Here is a 22770-nt window from a genome sequence, read left to right on the forward strand (position 1 = left end):
CCCCGGGAGCACGAAGTGCGAACAGGAAGGGGCAGAAGGGGCGACCCGCTCAACCAGCCTGGGGGTCACTGGGAGCGGGTCGCCGAGTACCAGCTTAGGTAATAAGTGCCGAGTTCGCTCCTCGGGGTCTTCAACGAACACCGATTATTTCTTCACCGAGTGAGCCCGCAACCGGTGAAGAAGCACGTTCAGGATCATGAAACCCCTCGTCAAAGGCACTTCGATCGACGAAAGCGTACCGCTGAACGGGACGCGCAGCGTGACGAACGTCGCTCCGGCCACGGGTTCCTGTCGGTCGCCGCGCGGTGCCTGAAAAAGAGCACGAGGGGCCCCCGCCGGTTCGCGGAGGCCCCTCGAGGCGCCAGGTGGATCGGTTGGGTCACGCCAGGGCGGTCGCCAGGGGCGTGTGCGGCAGGCCGTGCGCGGTGGCGACGGGCTCGTTGGTGAGGGCGCCGCCGTGGGCGTTGAGGCCCTTGGCGAGCGACGCGTCGGCGTTCAGGGCCGCGTGCCAGCCGCGCTCGGCGAGCTGCACGGCGTACGGGAGCGTCACGTTGGTGAGGCCGTAGGTCGAGGTCCGGGGCACCGCGCCCGGCATGTTGGCGACGCAGTAGAACACCGACTCGTGGACGCGGTAGGTCGGGTCGTCGTGCGTGGTCGGGCGCGAGTCGGCGAAGCAGCCGCCCTGGTCGATGGCGATGTCGACCAGCACCGAGCCCGGCTTCATGCGCGAGACGAGGTCGTTGGAGACCAGCTTCGGGGCCTTCGCGCCGGGCACCAGCACGGCGCCGATCACGAGGTCGGCCTCCAGCACGGACTCTTCGACCGACAGGCGGTTGGAGGTGACCGTGCGGATGCGGCCGCCGAAGTCGTTGTCGATCTGGCGCAGGCGGTCGACGTTCGTGTCCAGGATCTCGACGTCCGAGCCCAGGCCCAACGCCACGCGGGCGGCGTTGATGCCCGCGACGCCGCCGCCGATCACCACGACCCGCGCCGGGTGCACGCCCGGGATGCCGCCGGGCAGCACGCCGCGGCCGCCGCTGGGCTTCATCAGGGAGTACGCGCCGACCTGCGGGGCCAGCCGGCCCGCGACTTCGGACATGGGCGCGAGCAGGGGCAGTGCGCCGGTGGCCGTCTGCACCGTCTCGTACGCGATCGCCGTGGTGCCTGCCGCCAGCAGGGCGTCGGTCAGGGGCCGGTCGGCCGCGATGTGGAGGTAGGTGAACAGCACCAGGTCCTTGCGCAGCCTCGGGTACTCCTCGGCGATGGGCTCCTTCACCTTGAGCACCAGCTCGCCCTCGGCCCACGTCTCGTCGGCGGTGGCGAGCATCTTCGCGCCGGCGGCCACGTACTCCTCGTCGCTGATCGACGAACCCACCCCGGCGCCGGTCTCGACGAATACGTCGTGACCACGCCCCACCAGCTCGTGCACGCCGGCCGGGGTCAGGGCGACCCGGTACTCGTGCTTCTTGACCTCACGGGGAACGGCGATACGCACGGCGGCCTCCTGGCGGCGGATTGGTTCGAGGTGCTGCCACTCACGGTGATGCACCCGGACGGCGGTGTCATCATGCGCGCGGAACAGTTCTTTCGCCATTTCATGGTGCCAAGGGCACAAATCGCTTGACCTCGACCGTACTCGAGGTTGTCGGCTGTCGCACTTGGTCGTGGAGGAGGGCGTGCATGCGTGCGGTGTGGTTGAGGGAGTTCGGCGGACCCGAGGTGCTGGTGGCGGGGGAGGCGCCCGACCCGGTCCCGGGGCCGGGCCAGGTGCTGGTCGAGGTGGCGTTCGTGAACGTGACGTTCGTCGAGACGCAGTTCCGGGCGTCGGGCTTCGGCCCTGTGAATGCGGAGCTGCCGATGATCCCCGGCAACGGCGTCGGCGGCGTGATCAGCAAGGTCGGCGACGGCGTCGACCTGGCCCTCGTGGGCCGGCGGGTGGTGACGTCGACCGGCGGCAGCGGCGGCTACGCCCAGCGCGCGGTGGTCGACGCGGCCTTGGTGTTCCCGGTGCCCGACGCGCTTTCGCTCGACGCGGCGGTCGCGTTGCTCGCCGACGGCCGGACGGCCACCGGGCTCGTCCACACCGCGGCAGTGGCGCCGGGCGACCGCGTGCTCGTCGAGGCTGCCGCCGGTGGCGTCGGCAGCCTGCTGGTACAGATCGCGAAGGCGGCCGGCGCGGAGGTCGTCGCGGCGGCGGGCAGCGCTGAAAAACTCGCGCGGGCCCGAGAGTTCGGCGCGGACGTGGCGGTGGATTACACAGCTGCTGACTGGGCTTCGGTGGTCGGACCGCTCGACGTGGTCTTCGACGGGGTGGGCGGCTCCATCGGGACCACCGCGTTTTCCTTGCTGCGTCCCGGCGGTCGCATGGCGGTGTACGGACTCGCGAGCGGCGCGTGGGCGAAAGTGTCCGAAGAGGACGCTCGCGCTCGCGGCGTCACGGTGATCCGCTCAATCGGCGACGCGGCCGCGCTGCGCGCCTTCACGGTGTCGGCCCTCGACGCGGCTTCGGCCGGCCACCTCACTCCGGTGATCGGGCAACGGTTTCCCCTCGCGGCGGCCGCCGACGCCCACGCGGCGATGGAAGCGCGCGGCACTTTCGGCAAAACCCTGCTGGTCGCATGATTCTGCTGGTCGCATAACGCCCGACGCCGGAAAGCCTTCGTGTGAAGGACCTTTCCTGCGACGTCAACGCCACCGCAACGCCACCAACTGTGTAAGCAACGCCAGCCGCACATCGGGGTCGTGGCGTTCGATGCGAGACGCGTCGGGCCTGATTGAGCGCATTGCGCCAGACCCCGCCCCACCAGACAGGCCCCCACCCTCCACCGGGGGGACGTCCCTGTTCCATCCTATCGCCACCAGGCCTCGAAAAACGGCTGCAGCGCAATCTGTGGACAACTCCGCCAAAGGCGACCTTCCTGTGGACAACCAAGCCCGCCACTTGGTGTCCCGAGCGGTCCCGCCGGGGCGTTAGACGTGCCTGGCGCGCGGCGGAAAGTGGTGCGGTACCTAGGGCCTGACGAGCAGCGGTCGGCCCCGCGATTCCTACACGAACGAGACCAAACGCGGCACCGTCTGGATCCGGCTGACGCCGGAAACCCTTCGCACGAAAGACCTCTCGTACGTCAACTCCACCGCAGAGCCACCAGCTGCGTAAGCAAAGCCAACCGCACATCAGGATCGTCCAGATCGAGTGGCACGAGGTCCAGCAGGCGTTTCATGCGGTACCGCAACGTGTTCGGGTGGATGCGCAGCTCCGCGGCGGCCGCGCGGGGGTCGCCGGGGTGGCGGAGCCATTCGTAGAGCGTGTCGACGTAGCCGGCTTTCGTGGTTTCGTCGTGGGCGCGCAGCAGGCCGAGCGGGCCGAGGTCCGCGACGCGCGCGGTGGCCGAGCCCGTGGCGGCGCGGTGCAGCACCAGCGAAGTCCAGGCGTCCTCGTAGGCGACGACGCGTCCCTCCACCAAGCCGGCGCGCAGCAGGCCCAGTGCTTCGTCGGCCTGCGTGCGCGAAGTAGCCAACGCGGAGACGGCCACGGGGGAGCCGGCGGCGGCGCGGGGGACGCCGCCGCGGCGGGAGGCGGGCTGCGCGGCGAGTGCGTCGCGCAGTTCGGCCCAGGCGCCGCCGTCGGGAACGACCGCGTAGAGCAGGCCGCCGAGTTCCGTGGCGACGGGGCGGCGGCCGATGCCCTGGGAGATGCGTTCGAGCAGCGCCAGGCGCAGGCCCTCGGCGTCGCGGCCGTCGCCGCCGGTCACCTCGATCGCGACGACGCGGTGGGGCTCGTCGGACAGGTCCAGCTCGGCCACCACGCGCCGCTGGCCGGGGTGGCCTTCGAGGACGGCCCGCAGCAGCTCGGCCGAAGCGCGGCGTTGCGCGTCCGTGTGCGCGCGGCGCCGAAGCAGGTGCAGCGCGACCACCGGCGCCGCGTCTGCGAAAGCGGCCGCGCGTTCTTCGGAAACCGGCCCCGCGACGACGGCCCACATCGACCCCAGCAGCTCGCCGCCCATCCGGATGGGCACGATCAGCCGAGGCAGCGTGCCGTCGCGCTGGGCGGGCACGAAGATCGTCTGCCGCCCGCGCGACAGCTCGCGGAACACGCCGCGCGAACGGAACCGCGCGAGCACGTCGTCGGGGATCCGGCGGCCCATGATCGTGGCGACGCGCGCGGGGTCGGTGAGGTCCTGGCGCGCGGAGTAGGCGAGCACGCGCGAGTTCGTGTCCTCGATGGTCACGGGCGCGTCGACCACGGACGCCACCGCGTCGGCGAGCCGGAACAGATCGCCTGAGCCGGGGTCGCCGCCGTCTTCGAGGGACTCCGATTCGTCGCCGAGCGCGTCGAGGACCGTGCGCAGCAGCCACACGAGCTGGGCCCACGACGTCGCCGAGTGGACCTGGATGAGCGCTATTCCGGCAGATTTCGCCGCGCGGCGCACGGTGGGTTTGGTCGCCAGCGGTGGTTTCAGCAGGACCGCGGCGGCGCCCTGCGCGGCGCTCACGCGCAGCAGTTCGGCCGCGTCGGCCGGATCCACCGTGGCGACGCCCAGCACTAGGTCGCCCGCCGCGATGCCCGCGGGCACGCCGGGCTCGGCGATCACCACGTCGCCCGCCGCCGGGCAGTCGTCGGGCAGCTGGAGCGCGTGGAGCAACGTCGGCCCCACCCGGTCGACCACGCTGCGCACCGAGACCACGGGATACATCCTCGCCGAGACGCGTTCACGGCGCTCGGCGCGGGTAGCCTTCGACGGAACCGGGCAGCCGCCGGAGGGGAGGAAGGCGATGGCCATCGTGGGTGTGGGCAAGGTCGTCGTCGGCGTCGAGGACCAGGCGCGGGCGAAGGCGTTCTGGGCGGACACCGTCGGGTTCACCGTGACCACCGACGTGCCCTACGACGACCAGGGCAACCGCTGGGTCGAGGTCACCGCGCCCGACGGCACGATCCTGGTGCTGAGCGCGGCGCCGGAGGACCGGCGGCGCTTCGAGGGCCGCGACGAGCTGCCGACGTCGAACGTCTTCTTCCACGCCGACGACATCGTGAAAACCTGCCAGGAGCTGTCGGAGCGAGGTGTGGATTTCCCCGCGAAGCCCCAGCGGCAGCCGTGGGGCTGGTGGGCGATGTTCACCGACTCCGAGGGCAACCGGTTCGCGCTGCAACAGCGTGACTGAGTCCGTTATGGACGGTCACCCGAACGGCCGCGCCCGGGCACCCGCTCGGGTGATCGACTTGCACGGTAGGTTGACGGAGTACTCCCAGCCCGTGGGAAACCTTGGGTGGGCCGTTCAGGGGAGCTAGCTTCGTCCGCGGAGCCGATCCCTTTGAGCCGCAAGGAGAAACTGATGCCGGAAGACACCTCGGCCTGGTCCTTCGAGACCAAGCAGATCCACGCCGGCGCGGCACCCGACCCCGCGACGGGCGCCCGCGCGACGCCGATCTACCAGACCACGTCGTACGTCTTCCGCGACACGCAGCACGGTGCAGACCTGTTCAGCCTGGCCGAGCCCGGCAACATCTACACGCGCATCATGAACCCGACGCAGGACGTGCTGGAGCAGCGCCTGGCCGCGCTCGAAGGCGGCGTCGCGGCGCTCGCGTTCGCCTCCGGCTCGGCGGCCACCACCGCGGCGATCCTCACGCTGGCCGGCGCGGGCGACCACTTCGTGTCCAGCCCGTCGCTGTATGGCGGCACCTATAACCTGTTTCACTACACGCTGCCGAAGCTCGGCATCGAGGTCACGTTCGTCGACGACCAGGACGACCCCGAGCAGTGGCGCGCGGCCGTGCGGCCCAACACGAAGGCGTTCTTCGCCGAGACGCTGGCCAACCCGGGCAGCAACGTGCTCGACATCCGCACCGTCGCCGACGTCGCCCACGAGGCCGGCGTACCGCTGATCGTCGACAACACCGTGCCCACGCCGTTCCTGCTGCGCCCGATCGAGCACGGCGCCGACGTCGTCGTGCACTCGGCCACGAAGTACCTCGGCGGCCACGGCACCACGGTCGCGGGCGTGCTCGTGGACGGCGGCACGTTCGACTTCGGCAAGGACCCGTCGCGCTTCCCGGGCTTCTCCGAGCCGGACCCGAGCTACCACGGTCTCAAGTACTGGGAAGCTCTCGGCCCCGGCGCGTACGCGGCGAAGGCGCGTGTGCAGATCCTGCGTGACACCGGCGCGGCCATCTCGCCGCTCAACAGCTTCCTGATCCTGCAGGGCATCGAGACGCTGTCGCTGCGGCTCGAGCGCCACGTCGCGAACGCGCAAGCGCTTGCGGAGTGGCTGGAGCAGCGCGACGAGGTCGAGACCGTGTATTACGCCGGCCTCCCGTCGAGCAAGTTCTACGCGGCCGCGCAGAAGTACCTGCCGCGCGGCGCGGGCGCGGTGCTGTCGTTCGACCTGCGCGGCGGTGTCGAGGCCGGCCGCAAGTTCGTGGACGGCACGGAGCTGCACAGCCAGCTGGTGAACATCGGCGACGTGCGCAGCCTGATCGTGCACCCGGCGTCGACCACGCACAGCCAGCTCAGCCCGGAGGAGCAGCTCGCGAGCGGCGTCACGCCGGGCCTGGTGCGGCTCGCCGTGGGGCTCGAGGGCATCGAGGACCTCAAGGCCGACCTCGAGGCGGGCTTCCGCGCCGCCAAGGCGGAACTGTGACGGATTCCGGTGCGCATCCCCTGCCCGTCACCGGTGCGTGGCGGGCAGGGGACCCACCCGGCAGACGGCAGTGGTTCACCGGTCCCGGCGCGCTGTCGCTGGAGGCCGGTGGGTCGCTGCCGTTCTACACCCTCGCGTACGAGACGTGGGGCACGCTCAATTCCGACGGCTCCAACGCGGTCCTCGTCGAGCACGCCCTGACCGGCGACAGTCACCTCGCCGGCCCCGCCGGGCCCGGCCACCCCAGCGCGGGCTGGTGGGACGGCCTCGTCGGGCCCGGCAAGGCGCTGGACACGGACTCGCTGTTCGTGGTGGCGCCCAACGTGCTCGGCGGCTGCCAGGGCTCCACAGGCCCGTCGTCGCCCGATCCCGACGGTCGTGTGTACGGCAGCCGCTTCCCGGTCGTCACCGTGCGGGACCAGGTGGCGACAGAGGCGGCGCTCGCTGACGCGCTCGGCATCGACCGCTGGGCCGGCGTGGTCGGCGGCTCGATGGGCGGCATGCGCGCCCTCGAATGGGCGGTGACTTTGCCCGATCGGGTGGCGTCCGTCCTGGTTCTCGCTTCGGCGGCCCGCGCGTCGGCCGAGCAGATCGCTTGGGCCGCGCCGCAGCTGCACGCCATCCGCTCCGACCCGGGCTGGCACGGCGGTGACTACTACTCGCTGGCGCCGGGCGAGGGCCCGCACGCCGGCCTCGGCGTCGCCCGCCGGATCGCCCACGTGACCTACCGCAGCGAACCCGAACTGGCGCAACGCTTCGGCCGCCTGCCGCAGGGTTCGGAGGACCCGCTTCGCCGCGGCCGCTTCGCCGTGGAGTCCTATTTGGACCACCACGCCGACAAGCTGGTGCGCCGCTTCGACGCGGGCTCCTACGTGGTCCTCACGGAGTCCATGAACACCCACGACGTGGGCCGTGACCGTGGTGGGGTGGGTTCGGCTCTGTCTCGGGTCCGGGCGCGGACTGTGGTCGCCGGCGTGGACAGCGACCGGCTTTATCCGCTGTACCAGTCGGCGGAGATCGCGGAGGGCGTCGGTGGTGAGGCGGCGGTGGTTTCGTCGCCGTATGGGCATGATTCGTTCTTGATCGAGACCGGGCAGATCGAGGCTTTGGTGAAGTCCTTGCTGGGCTGACCGGGCGCGGGGCGATGATCCGAGGCACGCTGGGGTGGTGGACGACGCCTTCACCTCACGCTTGAAGATCACCTACGGTCCGGCTGACCGAGTTGACCGAGCTGATCCGGTTGGCTCGGCTGATCCGGTTGGCTCAGTTGCCTCGGTTGGCTTCGCCAGTGGGCTCGGCACCGAGCCTGGTCCGTCGATCTCCCTGGACCTGCACCCGATCCTGCGCGACTTCGCCCACTCCACCGACTCGGCTTCACACCAGGCTTGGCTGACCGGCCTCACCTGGACCGCCCACCTTCGCGACTCGATGGTCGTCGTCACCGCCTCCGCTCCGGACGGCAGTTCCTTCGGCTTCGGGATCCCGGACGGACCCGCCGCCTCCCGCCTGGCCGCCGCCGCGGACCACCTGCAGGACTTCGTGGTCGAGCACCTCCGCGCCGGCCTGCCCCTGGTCCCCGGCACCGCCCGCCCGGCCCACGCCCGCCTCCACGACGGCGAGGCCCTGTGGGCCGACGTCCGCACGCCTTGGTCCTGCCTCATCGGCTCGTACCCGTGACACCTCGGCGCACCAGTGCCGCGCTGAGTTCGTTCGCGCCGGGGTGAAATCCTCGCGTTGCGAGACAACCCCCGCGCGACGGCAGGGCCCACTCTCCCAAGGCAAGGTTCCGGCAAAGTTGTTGTGGTGTTCAGGGGTGGATGCCGAGCAGGGTGAGGGCTCGGGGTGGGGTTGCGGGTCGTGTGGCGTAGTCCGGCGGCGATGGTGGTCCAGCCGGTGCGGTCCAACCGGTGTGGCGCAGGGCGCTGGTGGTGAGGTTGCGGAGGCTGGCCATGACGCGGGGGTGCGGTGCCGGTGCGCGCTCGGGAGTGGTCTTCGTTGTCTGTGACGTCGCGGACCCAGCGGAGTTTGTTTTCGATGTGCCAGTGGTTGCGGACATAGTGGCCGATGGAGGCGGGGTGGGCCCAGGTTCCGGTGAGGTTGGTGAGGCCGAGCGCGGTGTGGGCGGTGTGTCGTGCGCTGGTGTAGTGGGTGGCGTGGGGGAAGCCGATCGCGGGGCAGCCGAGGAACTGGCCGAGTGGTGCGAGTTGGGTGGTGCGGCGTTAGGTGCGGCCGTGGCCACAGTCGGTGGTGATGTGGGCGGGGATCTCGTGCCAGGGCAAGGTCTGGAGCAGCCCGTGGAGGCGGTGCTGGTTTTCTTTGACGGTGAACACGTAGTGGGTCATCGCGGCGAGTTGGTGCACTCCGGCGCCGCCGGTGAGGGCGAAGGTGCCGCGCAGCGATTTCCCGTCCACCGCGATCGCTTCGGGCAGGGTGTCGGCATCGGGTTCGGCGGGATCGTGTTCGGCCGGCACTCACATGATCAACAGAGACTGCGCCCGCCCTACAACCAGGGCCACACGACTTTGCCGAAACCCCGCCCTCCCAAGGGGGGCTGCCCAAGATCCATTCTATCGGCACCCGGCGACAGAACCCTGCGCTCAGCCGGAGTTGTCCACAGGACCCCACGGCCGGCCCAAGTTGTTCACAGCACTCTTTGGTGGACCTCGACGCACCACCTCGATGAGTCGAGGTGGTGCGTCGAGGTCGCCTGCCCCGCACACCCGCCACGGCGAACAAGCCGCGCCCTGGTGAATCGGGGCATCCCTCAGCGAGCCGCGAAACGCAATCGATCGGGGGACAGCAAAACGGACAACCCGGTGAACCGGACGCCCCAACTCCGACCGCCGTCGATCAAAGCAACTACAACAAGAAGAGGCGCCCCACCAAGGGACGCCCCTTCCGCATCACCAAAAACCGCAGATCAGCCGATCGCCGACGTCAACGGGTTGTAGTACCCACCACGCTGCCCAGCCGCCGTCGGGTGGTAGGACTCGTCCACCGGCCAGGTGAGGCTGTGGAGGTAGTCGCTGGCCGACGAGCAGATGTTGTGCCCCACGAAAGCCGAGCGCACGTCCACGAACTGGGCGCCCGCGGCCGCAGCGCGGGAAGCCAGCACCGAGGCCAGGGTGTCCGCGCCGGAGTTGATCGCGGAGCGCTTCGTGTCGCTCAGGCCGACGCTGCAAGAACCCGGCACGGTGTAGAAGCGCGGGTACGACAGCACCACGAGCTTTGCGTTGGGCGCCTTGGACTTCACGGCGCGGTAGACGTTGTCGAGCAGGCCCGGGAGGGTGTTCTGCACGTAGGTCTTGGCGGTGTTGACCCGGGCGGTGCAGGTCGAGTCGCTGTTGAGGGTGCAGGTGGTGATCACGTCGGTGAAGCCCGCGTCGTTGCCGCCCACGGTCAGGGTGACCAGGGAAGCGCCCGAGGGCATCGAGTTGATCTGGTTGAGCACGTCGCCGGTCTTCGCGCCCGAGCAGGCGAGGAAGGTGAACGACGTGCCGGCGTGGGCGTTGGCCCACAGCTGGCCGTAGGCGTTGGCACTGCGTTTGCAGCTGCCCGAGCTGCCGTAGCTCCCGGCGCCCACCCCGGAAGAGTAGGAATCGCCGAGCGCGACGTAGCTGGTGGCGGCGTTGGCGGTGCTCACCAGGCCGAGTGAAGCGAGAACAGCGACCCCCAGGGCCGCACACATCCGGAGGAACGTACGTGAGGTGGGACGAGCGGCTTCAGCCATGGTCACTCCAGTCGTGACGGTTCGACGAGAAGAACAAATACCAGGTGGAATCCCCACCCGGCACCCCAGAAATCCCAGGTGACCCCACTTGGCTCACGCACTAAGTGGGGCCGGAAGTTAGCGGTCGCTAACCCGCCGCCCTACTATGAGCGGATGCCGGCGAACCCCACCCCACTCGTGAACGGCGAGAAGGCGAACAGGCGTGAACAGATCATGGCCGCCGCCGCCGAGCTGTTCGCCCACCACGGTTTCCACGGTGTCGGGATCGACGACATCGGCGCGGCCGTCGGCATCTCGGGCCCGGCGCTCTACCGCCACTTCCGCAGCAAGGACGCCATCCTCGGCGAGATGCTGAACTCGATCAGCCACTACCTGCTCGAAGGCGGCACCGACCGCGCCGAGACAGGCGGCACGCCGCTCGAGCTCCTCGAAGCGCTGGTGCGCTTCCACGTCGGCTTCGCGCTCGACCACCCGGCGCTGATCACCGTGCAGGAGCGCAACCTCGCGAACCTCACTGACAGTGACCGCAAGCAGGTGCGCGCGCTTCAGCGGCAGTACGTCGAGGTGTGGGTGCGCGCGATCCGCGACGCGATCCCCGGTCTCGAAGAGCGAGAAGCCCGCTCGGCGGCACACGCCGTGTTCGGCTTGATCAACTCGACGCCGTACAACCGCCATCTCGGTGACACAGAGCTGTCCGAGCTGCTGTGCCGGCTCGCTCTGGGCGCACTTTCCGCGGCCGGCTGATCACCCGGATTCGGGGTATCCCCACGGAAGCCGGTGCTGGTGTTTGATAGGCACGTGACCCCGGACCGGAGCGAGGACGAGCAGCGGCTCGTGGAGAAGGCGCAGCGCGCGCTCGTCGCCATCAGCCTCGGCGAGGACGCCGAGGCGCTCGAAGAGGTCACCCCGTCGTCCGACGAGCCGCAGGCGCGCTCGGAGGAGACCAAGGAGCTCATGCTGCTGCTGTTCGGCGAGTGCAGCGCCATGGTGTCCACGCTCGGTGACGGCGGCACGGCCCCCGTCAAGGTCCAGGTCTTCGACGAGGACGGCGAAGAGGTCTCCATCGACCAGGCCGACCCACCCGTGCGCACCGCCGTGCGCACGCTGCTCGCCGAAGTGCACGGCAACACCGCCGCCGCGCGCGAGCAGGTGGAGATCGCGTTGGCCAGCGCCGCGCCCAACGAGGTCGACAGCCTCGTGCTCCAAGCGCTGCGCTGGACGATCCGGCTGTCGGTCGAATGCCTCGACCGCGACCTTCCCGTCGCCGACTGGATCTCCGACGCCGTCACCGGCTGAGTCCCGCGTCCCGGACAAACGCCCGCCGCGCTGGCAGGATCACGGCCATGGAACGCGTGCTCGGCATCGGCGGCTACTTCATCCGCGCTGCGGACCCGGCGGCCCTGGGCGCCTGGTACCGCGACTGCCTCGGCCTCGATGCCGACGAGAACGGGGTGTGGCAGCAACAACCCGGCCCCACCGTTTTCGCGCCGTTCGAGGCCGGCACCGAGTACTTCGGCTCGAAGTCGCAGCAGACCATGCTCAACTTCCGCGTCCGCGATCTCGACGCCATGCTCGCCCAGCTGCGCGACAAGGGCGCAGAAGTGGCGGAGGAGACGCAGGAGATGGACGGCGTCGGCCGCTTCGGCTGGGTCACCGACCCGGAGGGCAACCGCATCGAGCTTTGGCAGTCGGCCTGACGCCGGCCACGGGTGGCGGGAGACAGCCAAGGATGACCACGTCCGGAACCTCGAACGTCGCTGTGATCGGCCCGGGAGCGATCGGGACGACCATCGCGGCCGCGCTCCACCAGGTCGGCCGCACGCCCCGGCTGTACGGCCGCACCGCTCGCGACCGGCTGGAGCTGCACGCACCGGCCGGCCACCTCGTGGTGCCCGGCCCGGTCCAGGTCGACGTCACCCGGGACGTGACCCCGGTCGATCTCGTTTTCCTGGCAGTCAAGGCGACGCAGGTCGACGCGGCTGCGCCCTGGCTGGCCGCGCTGTGCCGAGCGGACACGATCGTCTGCGTTCTCCAGAACGGGGTCGAGCAGGAAACCGTCGTCGCGGAACACACCCGCCTCGGCCGGGTGCTGCCCAGCGTCGTGTGGTTCCCGGCGCAGACCCGGGCCGACGGGGCGGTGTGGCTGCGCGCCCAGGCCCGCTTGACGGTGCCGGACACCGAGCCGGGCCGCGCGGTGTCCGCGGTGCTGGCCGGGAGCTGGTGCACCGTCGAGGCGGCAGCCGATTTCCGCTCGTTGGCCTGGCGCAAACTCATGCAGAACGCGCTCGCGGGGCTCATGGCCCTCACCGGCCGGCGTGCCGGCATGTTCGCGCGGGCCGACCTGACCGAGCTCGGGCTCGCCTACCTGCGGGAGTGCCTCGCCGTGGCCCGGGCCGAGGGCGCCGACCTCGATGACCAGGTGCCCCGGGAAATCATCGACACGTTCCGGGCCTATCCGGCGGACATGGGCACGTCGATCCTGGCCGATCGCGAAGCCGGCCGGCCGCTGGAATGGGACGTCCGCAACGGGGTCGTGCTGCGCCGCGGGCGCCACCACGGCATCCCGACACCCGTCAGCGACGTTGTGGTTCCGCTGCTCGCGGCCACCGGCGACGGGCCGGGATGACGCGGGTGTGAGCCCCCGGACCCTGGCTGGACACTCCGGTTAGCGGTCGCTAACATCCGAAGGTGAGTTAACGACCGCTAACGTCTCGACGGGGAGTCATGGACACGCCGGTACTGAGCAGTTCCGCGGATCCGCGCGGCGACGCGTTCGCCCGCAGCGTCACCTCGCACGGCGAGCTCGTCGAGGACCTGCGCAAGCGCCTTGACGCCGCCCGCCTCGGCGGGCCCGAGAAGTCCCGTGCCCGGCACGTGGAACGCGGCAAGCTGCTGCCGCGCGACCGCGTCGACACGTTGCTGGACCCGGGTTCGCCGTTCCTCGAGCTCTCGCCGCTCGCGGCCAACGGCCTCTACGACGACGAGGCGCCGAGCGCCGGGATCATCACCGGCGTCGGGCGCGTCTCCGGGCGTGAGTGCGTGATCGTGGCCAACGACGCCACCGTCAAGGGCGGCACGTACTACCCGCTCACGGTCAAGAAGCACTTGCGCGCCCAGGAAGTGGCGCTGCACAACAACCTCCCGTGCATCTACCTCGTCGACTCCGGCGGCGCGTTCCTGCCGCGCCAGGACGACGTGTTCCCCGACCGCGAGCACTTCGGGCGCATCTTCTACAACCAGGCCACCATGTCCGCGCGCGGCATCCCGCAGATCGCCGCTGTGCTCGGCTCGTGCACGGCGGGCGGCGCGTACGTGCCGGCCATGAGCGACGAAGCGGTGATCGTCCGCAACCAGGGCACGATCTTCCTCGGCGGCCCGCCGCTGGTGAAGGCCGCGACGGGTGAGGTCGTCACGGCCGAAGAGCTGGGCGGCGGCGACGTGCACTCGCGCCAGTCCGGCGTCACCGACCACCTCGCCGACGACGACGCCCACGCGCTGCGCATCGTCCGCGACATCGTCTCCACGCTCGGCCCGCGCACGCCGCGGCCCTGGGACGTGCGGCCCGTCGAGGAGCCGGCGGTGGACCCGCGCGAGCTCTACGGTGTGGTGCCCACGGATTCGCGCACCCCGTACGACGTGCGCGAGGTGATCGCGCGCGTGGTCGACGGCAGCCGGTTCTCCGAGTTCAAGAAGGAATACGGCGCCACGCTCGTCACCGGCTTCGCGCACATCCACGGCCACCCGGTGGGCATCATCGCCAACAACGGCGTGCTGTTCGCCGAGTCGGCCATGAAGGGCGCGCACTTCATCGAGCTGTGCGACCGCCGCTCGATTCCCTTGGTGTTCCTGCAGAACATCACCGGCTTCATGGTCGGCAAGGCCTACGAGGCCGGCGGCATCGCGAAGCACGGCGCGAAAATGGTCACGGCCGTCGCGTGCGCGCGGGTGCCGAAGTTCACCATGATCATCGGCGGCTCGTTCGGCGCCGGCAACTACTCGATGTGCGGCCGGGCGTACTCGCCGCGGTTCCTGTGGATGTGGCCCAACGCGCGGATCTCCGTGATGGGCGGCGAGCAGGCGGCTTCGGTGCTCTCGACGGTCCGCCGCGACGCGATCGAGGCCCGCGGCGGCGAGTGGTCGGCCGAGGACGAGGACGCGTTCAAGGCGCCGATTCGCGACCAGTACGAGCACCAGGGCAGCCCGTACTACTCCACCGCGCGGCTGTGGGACGACGGCGTGATCGACCCGGCGGATACCCGCACAGTGCTCGGGCTCGCGCTGTCGGCCGCGGCCAACGCGCCCCTGCCCGAGGTCAACTACGGCGTCTTCCGGATGTGATGAGCGTGTCTGACGGTTCTTTGTTCACCACGGTCCTGGTCGCCAACCGTGGCGAGATCGCGGTCCGCGTGATCCGCTCGCTGCGGGAGCTGGGCATCCGCTCGGTCGCGGTCTACAGCGACGCGGACGCCGACGCCAAGCACGTGCGCGAGGCCGACACCGCGGTGCGCCTCGGCCCGGCCGAGGCGGCGAAAAGCTATTTGTCGATACCGGCCATCGTCGCTGCGGCCCAGGTGACGGGCGCGCAGGCCGTGCACCCGGGTTACGGCTTCCTCGCCGAGAACGCCGCATTCGCGCGTGCCTGTGAAGAGGCCGGTCTGGTGTTCATCGGCCCGCCCGTCGCCGCGATCGAGCAGATGGGCGACAAGATCCGGGCCAAGGCCACGGTGTCCGCGGCCGGTGTGCCCGTCGTCCCCGGAGTGTCCGATCCGGACATTCCCGAGGGCGGGTTCGCCGAGGCGGTGGCCGGGGTGGGTTACCCGGTGCTGCTGAAGCCGTCCGCGGGTGGTGGCGGCAAGGGTATGCGGCTCGTGCACGAGGAGTCGGAGCTCGCCGCCGCGATCGAGTCGGCGCGCCGTGAGGCCCGGGCTTCGTTCGGCGACGACACGCTGCTCGTGGAGCGGTTCGTCACGACGCCGCGCCACATCGAGATCCAGGTGCTCGCCGACAAGCACGGCAACGTCCTGCACCTCGGCGAACGCGAGTGCAGCCTGCAGCGGCGGCACCAGAAGATCATCGAAGAGGCGCCGTCGGTGCTGCTCGACGAGGCCACGCGCCAGAAGATGGGCGCCGCGGCGGCCGAGGCCGCGCGGTCCGTGGGTTACGTCGGCGCGGGCACCGTCGAGTTCATCATGTCGGCGCACGACCCGGACGAGTTCTTCTTCATGGAGATGAACACGCGGCTGCAGGTGGAGCACCCCGTCACGGAGATGGTGACGGGTCTCGACCTCGTGGCGTGGCAGGTCCGCGTGGCCGCCGGTGAGCCGCTGACGGTGAAGCAGGAGGACGTGCGTATCGAAGGCCACGCCGTGGAAGCCCGCGTATACGCGGAGGATCCCGCGCGTGGCTTCATCCCGACCGGCGGCACGGTGCTCGCCGTGCACGAGCCGTCGGGTGACGGCGTGCGCGTGGACTCGTGGATGACCGAGGGCGCGGTGGTCGGCTCGAACTACGACCCGATGCTGGCCAAGGTGATCGCTTACGGCCCCGACCGCACGGCGGCGTTGCGCAAGCTCGACCGCGCGCTGGCGGACACGGCGTTGCTGGGGCTGGGTACGAACATCGCGTTCCTGCGCAGCCTGCTCGCCGACGAGGACGTGCGCGCGGGCCGGCTCGACACCGAGCTGGTGGACCGGCGGCTGTCGTCGCTGGTGTCGTCGGAGGTGCCCGAAGGGTTCTTCGTGGCGGCGGCGCTCGACCGGTTGCTTTCGTTGCAGCCCCAGGGTTCCGTGGTGGATCCGTGGGACGTGCCCAGCGGGTGGCGCATCGGCGGCGGAGGCGGGGTCACGTTCCGCCTGCGCGTCGGCGAGGTCCAGGCCGTGGTGCGAGTGACGGGGCTCGTTTCCCAGGCCACCGTGCAGGTCGACGACAACGCACCGGTCGAGGCCACCGCGACCCGCGCCGGCGACGTGCTGGAAGTGCGGCGCGAAACCGGGATCGAGCGCTACCGCCGCGCCGAAGGTCCACAACGGATGGTCTGGCTCGCGCGCGATGGCTTCGGTTTCGCGTTCGCGGACCAGGAAGTGCGGCTGGCGGCGCGTGGTGAAGCCGCGGGCGCCGGGCCGGTGAAGAGCCCGATGCCGGGCATGGTCCTGGTGGTCAAGGTCGCCCAGGGCGACGTGGTCGCGGCCGGCACACCGTTGCTGGTCGTGGAAGCGATGAAGATGGAACACACCGTGACCGCGCCGATCGACGGCGTGGTGAGCGAGCTTTCGGCGCGCGCGGGCCAGCAGGTGGCGTTGGACGAAACCCTGGCCGTGGTGAGCCCGAACGAGGAGCAACGATGATCGACTTCCGGCTGGACGAAGAGTACGAGGCGCTGCGCAAGACGGTCGAGGACTTCGCGCACAACGAGGTCGCGCCCGTGATCGGGCCGATGTACGAGAAGGAACAGTTCCCGTACGAGCTCGTGGCCAAGATGGGCGAGATGGGCCTGTTCGGCCTGCCGTTCGCCGAGGAGTTCGGCGGCATGGGTGGCGACTACTTCGCGCTGTGCCTGGCCCTGGAGGAGCTGGCGCGGGTCGACTCGTCGGTCGCGATCACGCTGGAGGCCGGCGTTTCCCTCGGCGCGATGCCGATCTACCGCTTCGGCACGCAGGAGCAGAAGGAAACCTGGCTGCCCGCCCTGTGCTCCGGCGAAGCTCTCGGTGGCTTCGGCCTCACGGAACCGGGCGGCGGTTCGGACGCCGGCGCCACGCGTACCCGGGCCAAGCTCGACGGTGACCAGTGGGTGATCAACGGCAGCAAGGCGTTCATCACCAACTCCGGCACCGACATCACGCGGCTGGTCACCGTCACGGCGGTCACCGACGTGATGGAGAACGGCCGCAAGGAGATCTCCGCGATCCTCGTGCCCTCGGGCACGCCGGGCTTCGCCGTGGCGCCCAAGTACTCCAAGGTCGGCTGGAACTGCTCGGACACGCACGAGCTGTCCTTCGCGGACGTTCGTGTGCCGGCGGAGAACCTGGTCGGCATCCGCGGCCGTGGCTACGCACAGTTCCTGTCCATTCTGGACGAAGGCCGCGTCGCGATCGCCGCCGTGAGCGTGGGTCTGGCCCAGGGCTGCGTCGACGAGTGCCTCAAGTACGCCAAGGACCGCGTCGCCTTCGGCCACCGGATCGGCGAGTACCAGGCGATCCAGTTCAAGATCGCCGACATGGAGGTGCGCACCCACACCGCGCGCCTCGCGTATTACCAGGCGGCGTCGAAGATGCTGCGCGGCGAACCCTTCAAGAAGGAAGCGTCCATCGCGAAGCTCGTCGCCTCCAACGCCGCCATGGACAACGCCCGCGACGCCACCCAGATCTACGGCGGCTACGGCTTCATGAACGAATACCCGGTCAGCCGCTTCTACCGCGACGCGAAGATCCTGGAGATCGGCGAGGGGACGAGCGAGGTGCAGCGGATGCTCATCGCTCGCCACCTCGGCGTCGCGGGCTAGTGCGTCAGCTCGCGGTCAACACGAAGAACAGGAAGCTCGGGCTGATCGTGAGCAGACGGTAGTCCTCGGGCCACAGCTCGCGGGCGGCCGGCGCGGGCATGGGTTCGCTGATCACGGAGATCTCGAAGCGCGCCGCGGTGAAGGCGGCGGTCATCGCGTGCAGCGGCCGCATCCAGAACGACATCGGGATGGTCTGGCTGCCGAACGTCCACTCTTCCGTCCAGTTGTAGGTCTCGAAGTAGTTGGTCTTGATGCCTTCCATGCGCTGCAGGGCGTGGATGGCGAAGGGGTGATCGACCGAGATCAGCAGGCGTCCACCCGGTTTGAGGATGCGCTTGAGCTCGGTGAGCGACGGGCCCCAGTCCTCCAGGTAGTGCAGCACGAGGGACGCAATGACGTCGTCGAACGCGTTGTCGGCGTAGGGTAGCGGTTCGGCCAGATCGGCGACGCGCAGGTCGGCCTCGGGCCCGAGCCGGCGGCGGGCCAGCTCCAACATGCCGGCGCTGAGGTCGAACCCGGACATGATCGCGCCGCGATCGCGCAGCACCTCGGACAGCGGGCCGGTGCCGCAGCCGGCGTCGAGGACCCGTCTTCCGGCGACGTCGCCGGCGAGCTCCAGCATCGCGGGCTGCTCGTAGTAGGCGTTCTGGATGCCGTTTTCGTTCTGGGCCGCGTATGCCTCGGCGAAGCTGTTGTAGTCGTTGGCCGGCAGCGTGTGGTTGTCCGGAGTCATGCGGCCGATCATGGCAGAAAACGCCGGACTTCCGGTTGATCCCCTTTCACCATAACCCGGGTGGCAAGCCGGAAACATCGGTCCGCGGGGCGATGTTTCGGCGCCGCCGAATGATTACTGTGGTCGGCATGCCTGAGGAACGCGCACTGAACGTCGGCCCGTCCGGAATCGAGCTGGCGTACGAACGCTTCGGTGACCCCGGAATGCCGCCGGTCGTGCTGATCATGGGCGGTGGCGCACAGATGATCAACTGGCCTGAGGAGTTCTGCCGGGAACTGGTGGACCGCGGCTTGCACGTAATCCGCTTCGACAACCGCGACTCCGGCCGGTCCACGCATTTCGACGACGCGCCTGTGCCGGATTTCGCTGCCGTTCTCGCGGGGGATTTCGCGACGGCGTCCTACACGCTGTCGGACCTCGCGGGTGACACGGTCGGGCTGCTTGATCTGCTCGGGCTGGAGAGCGCACACCTCGTCGGAGCGTCGCTCGGCGGGATGATCGCGCAGATGGTCGCCATCGAGCACCCCGATCGGGTGCGGACGCTGACGTCCATCATGTCCACGACCGGGGCCCCGGGTGTGGGCGCGCCCGACCCGTCGATCCTGGCCGAGATGGGACAGCCGCCGAGCGAGCGGCAGGCGTTCGTGGCGTGGCAGGTGCGAGCGTCGCGGATCACCGGGTCGCCGGGGTTCGAGTTCGACGAAGCTGCCGTCGCTGAGCGAGCGGGGCGGACGTTCGACCGGGGCTACCCCGCACTGGGCATGCCGCGGCAAGCCATCGCCGTGGTGGCGTCGGGCGACCGCACGGACCGGCTGCGGCAGCTGGACGTGCCCACCCTGGTCATCCACGGCGACGCCGACCGCATGTGCGACCTCAGCGGCGGGCGCGCCACGGCGGCGGCCATCCCCGGGGCGGAGCTCGTGGTGGTACCCGGCATGGGGCACAGCCTGCCGCGCGAGTTGTGGGCGGACTTCGCGACGCGGATCGCCGCGCTGGTCAAGACACCATGACCGCGGCCAGTTCGCCGCGTCGTACGCAGTGGTGTGCGCGAGCGCGGGATCTTCTTGCCACTGCGGGGTTTCCCGCATCGACGAGACCACGTCGGCAGGCATTCCCACGGCGTCCGTGCGGAACAAGGCCAGCGCACCGTCGAGGTCAACAGCGTCCACCAGCGCCCGCAGCCGCCGCGCGCCTCCTGCCGTGATGGCAGAAGGTGGCTCCTACGCGACCACCCACCGCACCACGTCTGGCCGCACCGTCGCCCGCAACGCCAGCATCCCTCCCGACGAATGCCCGGCCACCACGGCCGCACCGCCGGCGGCAACAGCCGTGGCCACGACGTCGGCGACCTCATCCGCGACGGGGTGCGCCGGCGGTCAGTCGATCGCCACTTCCGCCTCGATCTCCACTGGAATGCCGAACGGCAGCTCCGCGAGGCCGACCGCCGAGCGCGCGTGGTCACCCGCGTCCGCGCCCCACAGCTGCACGATGAGGTCGGAAAAACCGTTGACCACGGCGGGAGTGCGGGCGAACCCGGGCGCGGTGTTGACCATGCCGAACACGCGCAGCCACGCCGTGACGCGGTCGAGGTCGCCGAGTGCGAGCTTCAGCGAACTGAGCACCGCGAGGGCGGTCAGGCGGGCGGCCTCGTACGCCTGCTCTTCGGTGACCTCGGCGCCGACCTTGCCGAGGGGGCCGGCGAGGGAGCCGTCGGGGAGCAGAGGGCCGTGGCCCGAAATGAACGCGCGGTCCCGGAAGACGCGGACCCACGGGAAGGCGAGCGTGACGCCGGGCGGCGGGTTCATCGGCTCCGGCAACTGCAGGCCGAGCTCGGCAAGGCGGTTTTCGATGTGCACGACGGGGAGCTTACGGGCCGGGATAATAATACCGGTATAGTTATCCTCATGGTGGAGCTGAAGACCGCGACCGAGCTCGCGGTGATGCGGGAGGCGGGCCGCGTGGTGGCCCAGGCGCTGGCTGCTGTGCGGGAGGCCGCGGACATCGGCGTTTCGCTGGCCGGGCTGGACGCCGTCGCCGCTCAGGTGATGGCCGACGCCGGGGCGAAGCCGTCGTTCCTCGGCTACCACCCGAACTGGGCGCCGACGCCGTACCCGGGCGTGATCTGCGCGAGCGTGAACGACGCCATCGTTCACGGCATCCCCGGCCGGTACCGCCTGCGTGACGGCGACCTGCTGAGCATCGATTGCGGCGCGTCCATCGACGGCTGGCACGGCGACGCCGCGGTGAGCTTCGTCGTCGGCGCGGCGGACCCGGCCGACCTCGCCTTGATCGCTGCGACGGAAAAGGCGCTCGCGGCAGGCATCGCGGCCGCGCAGCCCGGCGCGAAGATGGGCGACATCTCGGCCGCCATCGCCTCGATCGGCCGGGCGCCGGGCTACGGCGTCACCGAAGACCACGGCGGCCACGGCATCGGCCGCGCGATGCACGAGGACCCGCCAGTGCCCAACGACGGCCGCCCCGGTCGCGGCCTGCGCCTGCGGCCTGGTCTGGTCCTCGCCCTCGAGCCCATGTTCACCCGCGGCGGCCTCGACGACTACCGGCACGCCGACGACGGCTGGACCGTCCACACCACCGACGGCACCCGCGCGTCGCACTCGGAGCACACCGTCGCGATCACCGAGGCCGGGCAGGTGGTCCTGACGCTGCCCTAGGGGTACAACGTCGGAGATGGCGACTTTCACGATCCGCCCAGGCGAACCCGGCGACGCCGACACGTTGCTGCGCTTCTTCGACGAGGCCGTCGAGTGGCTGGTGGCGCGCGGCAGCGCCGGTCAGTGGGGTGATCAGCCGTGGAGCGGTATTCCGCACCGGGCCTCGCGCGTGGCCGACATGGCGAAGGAGCCGGGTCTCGGCATCGCCGAGGTCGACGGTGAGCCGGCGGGGGCGTTGATCGTCCGCGAGGAATGCCCGAAGTACGTGCCGCCGGCCGCGGAGCGGGAGCTGTACATCGGGCTGCTCATCACGTCGCGCCGGTTCGCGGGTCACCGGGTGGGCGCGCGGCTGCTGGAGCACGCGCTGGAGGAGGCCCGGAAGAGCGGCATCGGCCTCGTGCGCGTCGACTGCTGGGCCGGTGGCGACGGCGAGTTGCAGCGCTACTACGAGGGCCAGGGCTTCACGCCGACCGTCCGCTTCGACGTCGACGGCTGGATCGGTCAGGTCTTCGAGCGACGCCTCTGATCGGGGCAGTCGACTGGCGCTCGGCGCCGCGCCGGGGCACGATATTGACACGACGCCAACAGTGCCCCGAGGCAAGAGGAGCCGGCCATGGCCAAGCAGCCGCGAACGCTGTCCGGGAAGGTCATCGTCATCACCGGTGGCGCGCAGGGCATCGGGGCCGCCACGGCCACCGCGCTCAAGCGGCTCGGCGCGCGGGTGGTGCTGGGCGACCTCGACCTCGTCCGCGCGGAGAAGACGGCCGGTGAGCTGGGGCCCGACGCCGTCGCGCTGCCGCTGGACGTGACCGACACGAAAGCGTTCACCGAGTTCCTCGACGAGGTCGAGCGCCAGGTCGGGCCCATCGACGTGCTGATCAACAACGCCGGCATCATGCCACTGGCGCCGCTCGACGAGGAGGACGACGCGGCGACGCGCCGGATGCTGGAGATCAATCTGCACGCCGTCATCCATGGCACGCGCGAAGCCGTGAAGCGGATGAAGCCGCGGCGGACCGGGCACATCGTGAACGTCGCTTCGATGGCCGGGAAGTCCGGGTTCCCGGGCGCGGCCACGTACTGCGCGACCAAGCACGCGGTGGTCGGGCTGTCGGAGGCGGTGCACTTGGAGCTGCGCGGCACGGGCGTGTCGGTGTCGTGCGTGATGCCGGCGGTGGTGCGCACGGAGCTGGCGTCCGGGCTCGGCGAGGCGAAGTTCATCAAGTCCGTGGGGCCCGAAGACGTCGCCGCGGCGATCGCGGATGCCCTGAAATACCCGAAGTTCGATGTTTTCGTGCCGAAATCCCTGGATTTCACGGGCCGGATCACGCGGCTGTTCCCGCGCGCGTTCGGCGAATGGTTCGTGCGCGCGCTCGGCGGTGATCAGCTGCTGGCGTCGGCCGCGCATTCCCCGGCGCGAGCGGAATACGAGTCCCGCGCTGCTCAGAGCGCTCCGGCGGCCGACGCGGGGAACTAGGTTCCCGGTCACCGGGCACTG

Annotated in this window: 22 protein-coding genes; 16 read left to right on the forward strand and 6 right to left on the reverse strand. The window is 70.3% G+C overall.

Annotated elements, in window-relative coordinates; translation table 11 throughout:
- Window positions 1–379: 379 nt before the first annotated feature.
- Window positions 380–1495 carry an alanine dehydrogenase gene (gene ald / locus AB0383_RS28745; RefSeq protein WP_364183970.1) on the reverse strand — a complete coding sequence of 372 codons (1116 nt, stop codon included), beginning with the start codon at window positions 1493–1495 and terminating at the stop codon, window positions 380–382.
- 185 nt (window positions 1496–1680) lie between these two features.
- On the opposite strand from ald, the gene AB0383_RS28750 reads away from it, so the two are divergent.
- A complete protein-coding gene (locus AB0383_RS28750) occupies window positions 1681–2622 on the forward strand; it encodes a zinc-binding dehydrogenase (RefSeq protein WP_366189006.1) in 942 nt (313 codons plus the stop codon).
- A 503-nt stretch (window positions 2623–3125) separates the two neighbouring features.
- On the opposite strand, the gene AB0383_RS28755 is transcribed toward AB0383_RS28750, so the two are convergent.
- Complete coding sequence (locus AB0383_RS28755) at window positions 3126–4685, reverse strand: helix-turn-helix domain-containing protein (RefSeq protein WP_366189040.1); 1560 nt, start codon at window positions 4683–4685, stop codon at window positions 3126–3128.
- Window positions 4686–4773: 88 nt separating this feature from the next.
- Here AB0383_RS28755 and AB0383_RS28760 point away from each other — a divergent pair, with 88 nt between their 5' ends.
- The 4 genes from AB0383_RS28760 to AB0383_RS28775 all read left to right on the forward strand — a co-directional run bounded on the left by AB0383_RS28760 (window position 4774) and on the right by AB0383_RS28775 (window position 8316).
- Window positions 4774–5160 (forward strand): VOC family protein, encoded by a 387-nt coding sequence (locus AB0383_RS28760; protein ID WP_366189007.1) that lies wholly within the window; start codon window positions 4774–4776, stop codon window positions 5158–5160.
- Window positions 5161–5331: 171 nt separating this feature from the next.
- Complete coding sequence (locus AB0383_RS28765; RefSeq protein ID WP_364183977.1) at window positions 5332–6639, forward strand: bifunctional o-acetylhomoserine/o-acetylserine sulfhydrylase; 1308 nt, start codon at window positions 5332–5334, stop codon at window positions 6637–6639.
- On the forward strand, window positions 6636–7769 hold the full coding sequence (locus tag AB0383_RS28770) for a homoserine O-acetyltransferase (RefSeq protein WP_366189008.1): 1134 nt from the start codon (window positions 6636–6638) through the stop codon (window positions 7767–7769). The genes AB0383_RS28765 and AB0383_RS28770 overlap by 4 nt, the downstream gene beginning before the upstream one ends.
- 37 nt (window positions 7770–7806) lie before the next feature.
- Complete coding sequence (locus AB0383_RS28775; RefSeq protein ID WP_366189009.1) at window positions 7807–8316, forward strand: hypothetical protein; 510 nt, start codon at window positions 7807–7809, stop codon at window positions 8314–8316.
- Between the two features lie 542 nt (window positions 8317–8858).
- Here the strand turns inward: AB0383_RS28775 and AB0383_RS28780 are convergent.
- Window positions 8859–9110 carry a hypothetical protein gene (locus AB0383_RS28780; RefSeq protein WP_366189010.1) on the reverse strand — a complete coding sequence of 84 codons (252 nt, stop codon included), beginning with the start codon at window positions 9108–9110 and terminating at the stop codon, window positions 8859–8861.
- Between the two features lie 449 nt (window positions 9111–9559).
- A complete protein-coding gene (locus AB0383_RS28785) occupies window positions 9560–10327 on the reverse strand; it encodes an SGNH/GDSL hydrolase family protein (RefSeq protein ID WP_220243981.1) in 768 nt (255 codons plus the stop codon).
- A gap of 195 nt (window positions 10328–10522) precedes the next feature.
- Between AB0383_RS28785 and AB0383_RS28790 the strand changes: the two genes are divergently transcribed.
- The 7 genes from AB0383_RS28790 (at window position 10523) to AB0383_RS28820 (ending at window position 17867) form a co-directional block, all read left to right on the forward strand.
- Window positions 10523–11113, forward strand: a complete 591-nt coding sequence (locus tag AB0383_RS28790) for a TetR/AcrR family transcriptional regulator (RefSeq protein ID WP_364183988.1) — start codon at window positions 10523–10525, stop codon at window positions 11111–11113.
- Window positions 11114–11167: 54 nt separating this feature from the next.
- A complete protein-coding gene (locus AB0383_RS28795) occupies window positions 11168–11665 on the forward strand; it encodes a hypothetical protein (protein WP_364050152.1) in 498 nt (165 codons plus the stop codon).
- Window positions 11666–11712: 47 nt separating this feature from the next.
- Entirely contained in the window at window positions 11713–12066 is a 354-nt protein-coding gene (locus AB0383_RS28800; RefSeq protein ID WP_366189011.1) for a VOC family protein, read from the forward strand.
- A 32-nt stretch (window positions 12067–12098) separates the two neighbouring features.
- On the forward strand, window positions 12099–12995 hold the full coding sequence (locus tag AB0383_RS28805) for an oxidoreductase (protein ID WP_366189012.1): 897 nt from the start codon (window positions 12099–12101) through the stop codon (window positions 12993–12995).
- 98 nt (window positions 12996–13093) lie between these two features.
- The gene (locus AB0383_RS28810) at window positions 13094–14707 is read left to right on the forward strand and encodes a carboxyl transferase domain-containing protein (protein WP_366189013.1); all 1614 of its coding nucleotides are present in this window, start codon (window positions 13094–13096) and stop codon (window positions 14705–14707) included.
- A gap of 20 nt (window positions 14708–14727) precedes the next feature.
- Window positions 14728–16713, forward strand: a complete 1986-nt coding sequence (locus AB0383_RS28815; RefSeq protein ID WP_364184259.1) for an acetyl-CoA carboxylase biotin carboxylase subunit — start codon at window positions 14728–14730, stop codon at window positions 16711–16713.
- Window positions 16710–17867, forward strand: a complete 1158-nt coding sequence (locus tag AB0383_RS28820) for an acyl-CoA dehydrogenase family protein (RefSeq protein ID WP_364183998.1) — start codon at window positions 16710–16712, stop codon at window positions 17865–17867. The genes AB0383_RS28815 and AB0383_RS28820 overlap by 4 nt, the downstream gene beginning before the upstream one ends.
- Window positions 17868–17871: 4 nt before the next feature.
- Here AB0383_RS28820 and AB0383_RS28825 read toward each other — a convergent pair whose 3' ends face one another.
- Entirely contained in the window at window positions 17872–18600 is a 729-nt protein-coding gene (locus tag AB0383_RS28825) for a class I SAM-dependent methyltransferase (RefSeq protein WP_364184000.1), read from the reverse strand.
- A 128-nt stretch (window positions 18601–18728) separates the two neighbouring features.
- Here AB0383_RS28825 and AB0383_RS28830 point away from each other — a divergent pair, with 128 nt between their 5' ends.
- Window positions 18729–19610 carry an alpha/beta hydrolase gene (locus tag AB0383_RS28830; RefSeq protein ID WP_364184003.1) on the forward strand — a complete coding sequence of 294 codons (882 nt, stop codon included), beginning with the start codon at window positions 18729–18731 and terminating at the stop codon, window positions 19608–19610.
- A gap of 366 nt (window positions 19611–19976) precedes the next feature.
- On the opposite strand, the gene AB0383_RS28835 is transcribed toward AB0383_RS28830, so the two are convergent.
- The gene (locus tag AB0383_RS28835; RefSeq protein ID WP_364184005.1) at window positions 19977–20456 is read right to left on the reverse strand and encodes a RidA family protein; all 480 of its coding nucleotides are present in this window, start codon (window positions 20454–20456) and stop codon (window positions 19977–19979) included.
- Between the two features lie 48 nt (window positions 20457–20504).
- On the opposite strand from AB0383_RS28835, the gene map reads away from it, so the two are divergent.
- The 3 genes from map (at window position 20505) to AB0383_RS28850 (ending at window position 22749) form a co-directional block, all read left to right on the forward strand.
- Entirely contained in the window at window positions 20505–21272 is a 768-nt protein-coding gene (gene map / locus AB0383_RS28840) for a type I methionyl aminopeptidase (RefSeq protein WP_364184008.1), read from the forward strand.
- Window positions 21273–21288: 16 nt separating this feature from the next.
- Window positions 21289–21798 carry a GNAT family N-acetyltransferase gene (locus AB0383_RS28845; RefSeq protein ID WP_364184010.1) on the forward strand — a complete coding sequence of 170 codons (510 nt, stop codon included), beginning with the start codon at window positions 21289–21291 and terminating at the stop codon, window positions 21796–21798.
- 87 nt (window positions 21799–21885) lie between these two features.
- Window positions 21886–22749 carry an SDR family oxidoreductase gene (locus AB0383_RS28850; protein ID WP_364184013.1) on the forward strand — a complete coding sequence of 288 codons (864 nt, stop codon included), beginning with the start codon at window positions 21886–21888 and terminating at the stop codon, window positions 22747–22749.
- Window positions 22750–22770 lie beyond the last annotated feature (21 nt).

The sequence above is a fragment of the Amycolatopsis sp. NPDC051373 genome (genome assembly GCF_040689465.1).
Lineage (GTDB): Bacteria > Actinomycetota > Actinomycetes > Mycobacteriales > Pseudonocardiaceae > Amycolatopsis.